At 71.6% G+C, this 8,729-nt stretch carries 9 protein-coding genes and 1 pseudogene; 4 read left to right on the top strand and 6 right to left on the bottom strand.

The features are described 5' to 3' along the window. Positions 1-386, bottom strand: a 386-nt coding sequence (locus tag Q0L11_RS07365) for a carboxyl transferase domain-containing protein (RefSeq protein ID WP_296596369.1), incomplete at its 3' end; no start/stop codon positions are given. 84 nt (positions 387-470) lie between these two features. Then, entirely contained in the window at positions 471-1,466 is a 996-nt protein-coding gene (locus Q0L11_RS07360) for an LLM class flavin-dependent oxidoreductase (RefSeq protein WP_296596370.1), read from the bottom strand. A 257-nt stretch (positions 1,467-1,723) separates the two neighbouring features. On the opposite strand from Q0L11_RS07360, the gene Q0L11_RS07355 reads away from it, so the two are divergent. Then, the gene (locus Q0L11_RS07355; RefSeq protein WP_296596368.1) at positions 1,724-2,017 is read left to right on the top strand and encodes a putative quinol monooxygenase; all 294 of its coding nucleotides are present in this window, start codon (positions 1,724-1,726) and stop codon (positions 2,015-2,017) included. Here the strand turns inward: Q0L11_RS07355 and Q0L11_RS07350 are convergent. After that, the gene (locus Q0L11_RS07350; protein ID WP_296596366.1) at positions 2,014-2,748 is read right to left on the bottom strand and encodes an ATP12 family chaperone protein; all 735 of its coding nucleotides are present in this window, start codon (positions 2,746-2,748) and stop codon (positions 2,014-2,016) included. The genes Q0L11_RS07355 and Q0L11_RS07350 overlap by 4 nt on opposite strands. A gap of 76 nt (positions 2,749-2,824) precedes the next feature. On the opposite strand from Q0L11_RS07350, the gene Q0L11_RS07345 reads away from it, so the two are divergent. Together Q0L11_RS07345 and Q0L11_RS07340 are read left to right on the top strand one after the other, a co-directional pair. Next, positions 2,825-4,300: a DUF1800 family protein gene (locus Q0L11_RS07345; RefSeq protein ID WP_367183363.1), complete on the top strand. Its 1,476-nt coding sequence runs from the start codon at positions 2,825-2,827 to the stop codon at positions 4,298-4,300. Next, the gene (locus Q0L11_RS07340) at positions 4,297-5,490 is read left to right on the top strand and encodes a DUF1501 domain-containing protein (RefSeq protein ID WP_296596364.1); all 1,194 of its coding nucleotides are present in this window, start codon (positions 4,297-4,299) and stop codon (positions 5,488-5,490) included. Before Q0L11_RS07345 ends, Q0L11_RS07340 begins: the two co-directional genes overlap by 4 nt. Before the next feature lie 58 nt (positions 5,491-5,548). Here the strand turns inward: Q0L11_RS07340 and Q0L11_RS07335 are convergent, their stop codons facing one another. The 3 genes from Q0L11_RS07335 to crcB are packed head-to-tail and all read right to left on the bottom strand — an operon-like array spanning position 5,549 to position 8,399. Beyond that, entirely contained in the window at positions 5,549-7,045 is a 1,497-nt protein-coding gene (locus Q0L11_RS07335) for a putative 2OG-Fe(II) oxygenase (protein ID WP_296596363.1), read from the bottom strand. Beyond that, a complete protein-coding gene (locus tag Q0L11_RS07330; RefSeq protein ID WP_296596362.1) occupies positions 7,042-8,019 on the bottom strand; it encodes an RluA family pseudouridine synthase in 978 nt (325 codons plus the stop codon). The genes Q0L11_RS07335 and Q0L11_RS07330 overlap by 4 nt, the downstream gene beginning before the upstream one ends. Beyond that, a complete protein-coding gene (crcB, locus tag Q0L11_RS07325) occupies positions 8,016-8,399 on the bottom strand; it encodes a fluoride efflux transporter CrcB (RefSeq protein ID WP_296596360.1) in 384 nt (127 codons plus the stop codon). Before crcB ends, Q0L11_RS07330 begins: the two co-directional genes overlap by 4 nt. A gap of 58 nt (positions 8,400-8,457) precedes the next feature. Here crcB and Q0L11_RS07320 point away from each other — a divergent pair. Next, positions 8,458-8,729, top strand: a pseudogene (locus Q0L11_RS07320) (hypothetical protein); the annotation flags it as partial.

The following is an 8,729-nucleotide window of genomic DNA, read 5'->3' as shown; positions in this document are numbered from 1 at the left end:
CCGGCGTCGAACAGGCCGATCACGGGGGCGCCCACCTTCATGGCCTGGCGCTGGACCTTGAGGATCTTCTCGGCGTGGGCGCTGGAGAGCGAGCCGCCGAAGACCGTGAAGTCCTTGGAGAAGACGAAGACCACCCGGCCGTTGATGCGGCCCCAGCCCGTGACGACGCCGTCCCCGGGGATCCGCTGCTTGTCCATGCCGAACTCGCTGACGCGATGCTCGACGAACATGTCGAACTCCTCGAACGAGCCCTCGTCGAGCAGCAGGTCGATCCGCTCGCGGGCGGTCAGCTTGCCCTTGGCGTGCTGGCTGGCGATGCGCTTCTCGCCACCGCCCAGGCGGGCCTCGCCCCGGCGCTTCTCGAGTTCTTCCAGGATCTGCTTCACGCGCGGACGCCTTCGTATCGACGAAAGGCGAAGGCGTAGAGGCGCTTCGGCCGCGAAGCAAGCTGCCGCCGGGGTAGCCCTGGACTACGCCGCCATCATCAGGGCGTCGCGGGCCTGGGCCACCAGCTCCAGAGAACGCAGGCGCTTCTCCTGGTCGAAGATCTGGGCGGTGACGATGATCTCGTCCGGCTTGTGGCGCGCAACGAAGGCCTCGAGGCCGGCGCGCACCGTCTCCGGCCCGCCGACCACCGCCTTCGACAGCGGCGAGCCCGGCGCGACGGTGGCGGCCAGGCGGTCCTCGGGGTCGTCCACCGGGGGCGGCAGCGGGCCCGGCATGCCCCGGTGCAGGTTCACGAAGGCCTGCTGCAGCGAGGTGAACAGGCGGCGGGCCTCCTCGTCCGTCTCGGCCGCGACCACGTTGAGGGCCAGCATCAGATGCGGCTTCGAACGATACTCGGAGGGAGTGAACTCGCGGCGGTAGATCTCGGCCGCCTCGTCCATCATCTGCGGCGCGAAATGCGAGGCGAAGGCGAACGGCAGGCCCAGCACGGCCGCAAGCTGGGCGCCGAACAGGCTGGAGCCCAGCATCCAGACGGGCACGTTCGAGCCCGAACCGGGCACGGCGCGGATCGCCTGTCCGGGTTGCGGCGCCTTCAGGAAGGCCATGAGCTCGATCACGTCCTGCGGGAACTGATCCACGCCGCCGGTCAGGTGACGGCGCAGCGCGCGCGCCGTGAGCTGGTCCGTGCCGGGCGCGCGGCCTACGCCCAGGTCGATCCGGCCAGGATACATCGCCTCGAGCGTCCCGAACTGCTCGGCGATGATCAGCGGCGCGTGGTTGGGCAGCATCACACCGCCCGAACCCAGCCGGATCGTCGAGGTGCCTTCGCCGATATAGGCCAGCGCGACCGCCGTCGCGGCGCTGGCGATGCCGGTCATGTTGTGATGCTCGGCCAGCCAGTAGCGCTGGAAGCCATAGCGCTCGGCCGCGAGGGCGAGCTGGCGGCTCGCGCGCAGCGACTGGCCGGGGCTGCCGCCCTGGACGATGGGCGAAAGGTCGAGGACGGAGAGCGGAACCATCCGGCCAATGTAGGCGCCCTGCCGGGCTTTCACAGACCCCTCCCGCTCTCGCGCGCCCTCCTTCCTCCTGTCCGCTCGTCATCCCCGGGCTTGTCCCGGGGATCCATGGTTCAGCCGTCGCGAGGCCTTGCGGCGGGCCGGGCCTTCCCGGCCCGCTCCCACCACCTTGCCTGCCGAGGGATGGATCCCCGCCACAAGGGCGGGGATGACGAGCAAAGAGCGAGAGCCTGCTACCCTCCGCGCGAACGGAGATCCCCATGCTCGTCGTCACCGGATCGGTCACCGCGCGGCCCGACAGTTTCGAGGCCTTGCTGGAGGCGTCGCTGGCCCATACGCATCGTTCGCGCACCGAGCCGGGCTGCGTCAGCCATGCCGTCCATGTGGACTGCGAGAACCCGCTGCGCCTCTTCTTCTACGAGGAGTGGGCCGACCGCGAGGCTCTGGACGTCCATTTCGCCCAGGCGGGTTCGCTCGACTTCATGAAGACCGTGCGTGAGCTGGCGGCCAGCAGCACGCGCGTGAAGATCCTGCCGATCGTCGAGCGGGACTAGCTCCCCAGGCTGCGGAACCAGCGGTCGAGCATGGCGGCTTCGCCGCGCAGGCGCTGAGTACGCTCGGCCGCCTCCTCGTCGATTCCCCACTTCTCCTCCTGGAAGGCCTCGTCCAGGCGGGACAGGTCATAGGCCTCCTCGCCGGTGAACCAGCCCCGCAGAAGGCCGATCGCCAGCACCGCCGATCCGAACAGGGCCACGCCGAAGGCTAGGCCGGCCAGGCGGAAATCGTCCTGCGCGAGCGCGATCTCACGCACTCGGGCGAGGGTCTCGGCCGGCTGCGCCTTGTGAACGATCCCGGCGCAGCGTTCGAAGTGCAGGCCTTCCTCATCGGCGGCGCGCGCCAGAACGGGGCCCCAGCCCGCCTCCTGACGGTCGACCAGCGCGGCCGGATCCTCGGCGAAGTAGCAGACAAGGTCCGAGCCTGCGTATTGCGCCACCTGGTCGGCCACGCCCTCGCGCGCTCCGGGGATCGTCTCGATCGCGGTGTTGGCGAGGCGCGTGGCGTGCATTGTCGCCATCTCGATCACGTCGGTCTGGGCGGCCCATTCGTCCGCGACCTGGTCCGCGACCTCGCGCGTCGGCAGCAGCACCAGCTCGGCCTTGGGCGTTCGCAGGTTGCGGCCGTCGAGCTGCACCTGCCAGCCCGTCCCGGCATGGACCACCGTGACGTGCTTGTAGAACTTGCGCGGCTTCTCGGCCGGTTCGTGAAATCCCTTGCGCAGGTCCAATTCCCACCTCTTGCGACGGATAGCGTGGATGCGGGCGTGGAATGGGGACGAAACGCGCCGGCCGCAAGGAGGAAGCGTGACCCGGAAGGATCTGGACGCCGCCATCGCCGTCACCCGCTTCGGCTTGGGCGCCCGCCCCGGCGAACTCGACACGGCCGCCAATGGCCCGCGCGACTGGCTCAAGGCGCAGATCCGCCGCGAAGGCGCCGATCGCTTCGCGACGGATGGCGAAACCTCGAACCAGCGCCTCGCCGAGTTCCGCGAGTATCGTCAGGAGCGCGCCATGGCGCGGCAGGACAAGGCCGATGCGCCCGCGCCTGCCGCACAGCCCGACGCCCCGATGCAAACGGAAGCCCGCAGGCCCGCCACCGATCCGGTCCAGGCCGCCCGGCGGTTCATCCGGGAGAACGCGGCCGGCGATGCCCTGGGGCGCCTCCAGCTCGCCACCGAGACCGAGGCGGGCTTCCGCGAGCGCTGGGCTCTGTTCTGGAGCAACCACTTCACGGTTTCGGCCAACAAGGTGCAGCTCGCGGGATTGGTGGGGCCGTTCGAGAACGAGGCGATCCGCCCGCACGTCTTCGGACGCTTCGCCGACCTACTGGCCGCGGCCGAGACGCACCCGGCGATGCTGATCTATCTCGACCAGGCGCAGTCGGTCGGACCCAACAGCCGCGCGGCAGAGTTCCAGCGCCGTGGCGGCGGCCGGCGGGGCTTCGGCCAGCAAAACGGCCAGCCCCGCCGGACCCTCGGCCTGAACGAGAACCTGGCCCGCGAGATCCTGGAACTGCACACCGTCGGCGTGGACGGCGGATACGCCCAGGCCGACGTCACCGAGTTCGCGCGCGCGCTGACCGGCCTCTCCATCGCCGGACCGCGAGACGCCGGCATCGAGGGGGTGGTGTTCCGCGACCAGACTCATGAGCCCGGGGCGCGGACGGTCATGGGGGTGCGCTACGACCAGGGCGGCAATGCGCAGGCTGGGGCGATCCTGGCCGACCTCGCCGCCAGGCCGCAGACGGCGCGGTTCGTCTGCACCAAGATCGCCCGCCATTTCGTCGCCGACGATCCTCCGCCCGCGCTGGTCGCTCGCCTGGAGAAGAGCTGGATGACGTCCCAAGGCGACCTCGCCAAGGTCGCCGAGGCGTTGATCGACGCGCCCGAGGCCTGGGCTCCCCAGCCGGCCAAGCTGAAGACGCCCTACGAGTACGTGGTCTCCAGCTACCGCGCCGTCGGGCAAGAGCCGCGCGGGCTGGGCCAGGTGAACGCCGCCCTGAACGGGCTGGGACAGCGGCCGTTCGGCGCGCCGTCGCCGAAGGGCTGGCCCGACGAGGCCGCCCCCTGGGCCGCCTCCGACGCGCTGGTGAAGCGCATGCAGTTCGCCCAGCAACTGGGCGCGGTGTTCGGTCCCCGGGTCCAGGCGCCGACGAAGCTCGCCGCCGAGACCCTGGGCGCCCGCCTGTCGCCCGCCGTCGCCACCGCCATCGCGCGCGCCGAGTCGCGTCCGGAGGCGGTCGCCCTGCTCCTCATGTCGCCGGAGTTCCAGCGCCGATGACCGCTCCCATGGTTTCGCGCCGGGCCTTCGCGGCCGCCGGTCTCGCCCTGCCGTTCCTGGCGCGCGTCGCCGAAGCCGCGATCCCGCCCAATCGCAAGTTCGTCGTCGTCATCTGCCGGGGCGGCATGGACGGCCTGTCGGTCGCCGCCCCGGTCGGCGATCCGGACTATAGAGCCCTTCGCGCGGGGCTTGCGCTGGGCGACGAGGCGCTGCGGCTGGACGGAACCTTCGCGCTGAACCCAGCCCTGCCGACCGTCCACAAGCTGGCGCTCTCCGGCCAGGCGCGCTTGGCGCCCGCCGTGGCGACGCCGGACCGGGCGCGGTCCCACTTCGAGGCCCAGGACGTGCTCGAAACCGGGGCCGCGGGCGTCTACGCGACCTCGTCGGGCTGGCTGAACCGGGCGGTGCAGTCGCTGGCGGCGGTGGGCAAGGTCGAAGCCATCTCGGTCGGCCCCACGGCGCCCCTGATCCTGCGCGGCCCCGCGCCCGCCGGCTCGTGGTCGCCAGGGCGCGGGATCGACACCACCGCGCGCCTGCCCACGCTGCTGCAGGACCTCTACAAGGACGATCCGCTCCTGGGGCCCGCACTGGCCCGCGGCCTGGCGACCGAGGCCCTGGCGCGCGAGAGCGGCGCGGCGGGCGACACCTCGATGACCGGCCAGATGCGCCCAGCCGCGGGCCAGGGCCGCGACGCGGCGCAGGCGCTGGGCCAGTCGCTCGCCGGGTTCCTGAACGCGCCGGGCGGTCCCCAGATCGCCGCCGTGTCGCTGGACGGCTTCGACACCCACGCCAATCAGGCCCCTCTGCTGGCCACGCGGCTCGCCTCGCTGGACGCGCTGATCGACGGCCTGCACACGGGGCTGGGGCCGGCCTGGAAGGACACGGTCGTCCTCGTGGTCACCGAATTCGGCCGCACCGCCCGCGTCAACGGCACCGGCGGCACGGACCACGGCACCGGCTCGACCGCGGTCGTCTTGGGCGGCGCCCTGAAGCCGGGCGGCATCGTCGGCGATTGGCCGACGCTGAAGCGCGCGGCCCTGTTCGAGGATCGCGACGTCTACCCCGCGTTCGATATGCGCGCCCTGGAGAAGGGCCTCCTGGCCGACCACCTCGGCCTCGACCGCCGGGCGCTGGACGCGGCCGTCTTCCCAGGCAGCGCGGACGTGCGGCCGCTGCTGGGTGTCACGTAGGTCGCCTCCGACCCGTTGGAGACGTTTGCCGCCCCTCAACAGGCGCCAGCCTAAGGTGTCAGACCGGCACGGCGTCGAAGGCGATGGTCATGCGGCGTTCGTCGGTCGTGAAGGGCACGGTGCCGTGCCACATGTACGAGGGGAACAGCACCAGCCTTCCCCGCTTCGGCCGCACGAAGTGTTCGGCTGGAAGTTCGGGCTGGGTGGCGAAGGGCGGCTGGCCGAAGCGGATCCAGCCCTGCTTCTCGGCGCTGTCCAGGGCGCTGTCGGGCGTCTCCACGTAGAAGGCCGACGACAGCCAGCCCTCGGGATGGAAGTGGTCCTTGTGGAAGCCGCCCGGCCGCAGACGCACGGACCAGGCGCCCTCGATCCGGTAGTTCCCGGTCTTGCGCGAACGAACGGGATCGGTCCCCTCGCCCATCGCCGCGATGTGCTGGCGGATCGGCTTGTCGATGGCCTTGAAGAACGCCTTGATCGCCGGGTCGTCCGAGCCCGTCAGTCGATAGGTGGTCTGGCTGCCGTTGCGCAGCGACTGCGAGGCCGGATGCTCGTTGTAGAGGTGGATCCGGTGCAGCGCCGCGGCCAGGTCGGCGAGGTAGGCGTCCAGGGTCTCCCAGCCGGCGGGGGCCTCGATGTCGTAGGCCGCGACCATGGCGTCGTAGTCGTAGAGCTCGGCGTACAGCGGGTCGCCCACGGCGCGGGCCGCCGTCGCAGCCCAGCCCCACAGCGACTGGTTCTCCGGCGAGAACGCCAGGCCCTTCCGCGCCTTCGCCAGCGCCAGCTCGGCCTGACCGGCGGCCAGGTGGATGATGGCGGCCTGGTTCAGGACGCCGGGCGAGTCGGGCAGCCGGGCCTCGGCGACGGCGACGAGCCGCTCCGCGTCGGCGACGCGTCCCCGCTCCAGGGCCGCCTGCGCCGCGGCGAGCGTGAGCGCGATATCGTCCGGAAGCCGCTCGGCCGCGACCGCCAGCAGGTCGGCGCCCTTCTCGGCCTCGCCGGCCGCTTCGAAGAGCTTGGCCTTGCTGAGCAGCAGCGGCGCCGGCAGGCCGCCGGAGTGGGCGCAGCGGTCCAGGACCGCCTGCGCGGCGCCCAGGTCGCCCCGGCGCATCCAGACCATGTCGGCATATTCGGCGGCGGTCTCGGCGTGCTGCGGCGCGCGCTTCAGCGCTTCCAGATAGGCCTGTTCGGCCCCGTCCAGGTCGCCGGCCGACGCGCGGGCGCGGGCCATGACGCCCCAGCTCAGCGCGCCATCGATGCCGAAGCGGAACGCCCGGTTCATTGCCTCGACCGCCTGACGCCCCATGCCCAGGTCCCCCAGGGTGGCGGCCATGTTGTGCCAGGCGACGCCGCTGCTGGGGAACCGTTTGGTGGCGCGGTCGTCGAAGACCAGCGCTTCCTCGCGGCGGCCCACGGCCTTCAGGGCGGTGGAATGCATGGCCAAGGCCCGGTGGCTCGGCTCAGGGTGATCCGCGAGCGGCGTGGTGATCGCCAGCGCCTCGTCCAGGCGGCCCTCGTCCAGCAGCGCCTTGGCGCGGTCCAGGGGATCGGTGCTCAACGTCGCCTCTTGAAAGGTTCGGGGTCGGCCTCGTGCTCGTCGAAGCCGAAGCGTTCGAAGCCGGCCTTAAGCTCGGGGCTGATTGGGGCTTCCAGCATCAGCGTCCCGCGCGACGGGTGCGGCAGGACCAGCCGCCGGGCGTGGAGCTGCAGCTTCAGGCCTTCGGAGAGCTCGACCGACGCCTCGTTGTTGTACTTGGGGTCGCCCAGGATGGGGTGGCCCATGGCCAGCATATGGGCGCGCAGTTGGTGCGTGCGGCCCGTGTGGGGCCAGAGCGCCATCCAGGCGGCGCGGGGGCCGGCGCGGGCCAGGGTGACGAACTCGGTCTCGGCCTGTTCGCCGCGCTCGTCCTTGGCGTCGGTCGGGACCATCATCTCGCGGTCGCCCACCCCGCGCTTGGCCAAGGGCAGGTTCAGCACGCCGTCGCCGGGCTTGGGAAAGCCCGCGACGATGGCCCAGTAGATCTTCTCGGCCCGCCGCTTCGCGAACGCCCCGGCCAGCCGCGCAGCCGCCGCTGGCGTCTTGCCCAGCACCAGCACGCCGGAGGTGTCGCGGTCCAGGCGATGGACCAGGCGCGGCCTTTCGAGGCCCTCGCCCCAGGCCGACAGCAGCCGGTCGACGTGCTTCGAGGTCTTGGTCCCGCCCTGCACCGCCAGGCCCGACGGCTTGTTGAGCGCCAGGACTTCCTCGTCCTCGTAGATCACCAGGCTCTTGGCGTAGGCGACGTCCCGGGCGGGCAGCTTGCCCTTCTCCTCGGGCGCGGGCGCGTCAGGCAGCGGCGGCACGCGCACCTGGCTGCCGGCCGACAGGCGCGTGTCGGGCTTGGCGCGGGCGCCGTCCACGCGGATCTGGCCCGAGCGGGTCAGCTTCTGGATCTGGATGTGGTTGAGATGGGGCCAGCGGCGCTTGAACCAGCGGTCCAGGCGCACGCCCTCCTCGCCCTTGTCCACGTAGAGGGTGCGGACCTCCCTCACGCCAGCACCCGGCGCATCAGCAGCAGGCCGACGAACAGCGCGCCGATCGACAGCGCGACCGAGCCCAGGCTGTAGCCCGCCGCCGAGGCCCATTCCCGCCGCTCGATCATCAAGGCCGTCTCCAGCGAGAAGGACGAGAAAGTCGTGAAGCCGCCCAGGACGCCGACGCCCAGCAAAAGACGCCACTTCTCCTGGTCGGCGCCGCCGCGCAGGGCCAGAACGCCGGCCAGCACGCCCATCAGGAAGCCGCCGATCACGTTCGCCCCCAGCGTGCCCCACGGCCAGCCGGGGCCGAAGGCGCGCATCGCGCCTACGCCGAGCAGGTAGCGAGCCACGGCGCCCGTCGCGCCGCCGGCGGCCACCAGGAGGAGAGTCTGCATCACCGGGGCCTTATGCGACGGCAAGACATTGTTTGCCAACGTCGCCGATGGTGGCGGAATGTCCCGGACCCCCGCCGGCATGAACGTTTCGAAGATCGCCGCCGCGGACGCCGCCGTGGTGCTCGAAAGCCTGTCGGGGTCGGACCGGGTCGAAAAGGGCGCGGTCTTCGTCCTCAGCGTCGAAGCGATCCGCGAGCGCTCGGGCGACCGCTGGCCCAAGAAGCGCGACGACGTCTGGGGCTACCTGGGCCGCAAGCTCAACGAATACCTGTCGTACCAGGACGTCCACCACCGCATCGGCGAGACCGACGTGCTGGTCGCCATGACCAC

Source organism: Phenylobacterium sp. (genome assembly GCF_024508875.1).
Lineage (GTDB): Bacteria > Pseudomonadota > Alphaproteobacteria > Caulobacterales > Caulobacteraceae > Phenylobacterium.
This window is presented reverse-complemented; position numbering and strand designations above follow the sequence as displayed.

Bases quoted from the DNA above. Each gene is read 5' to 3' on its own strand.
- Q0L11_RS07340 (WP_296596364.1), top strand. From the start codon at position 4,297: ATGACCGCTCCCATGGTTTCGCGCCGGGCCTTCGCGGCCGCCGGTCTC.
- Q0L11_RS07360 (WP_296596370.1), bottom strand. From the start codon at position 1,466: ATGGTTCCGCTCTCCGTCCTCGACCTTTCGCCCATCGTCCAGGGCGGC.
- crcB (WP_296596360.1), bottom strand. From the start codon at position 8,399: ATGCAGACTCTCCTCCTGGTGGCCGCCGGCGGCGCGACGGGCGCCGTG.
- Q0L11_RS07355 (WP_296596368.1), top strand. From the start codon at position 1,724: ATGCTCGTCGTCACCGGATCGGTCACCGCGCGGCCCGACAGTTTCGAG.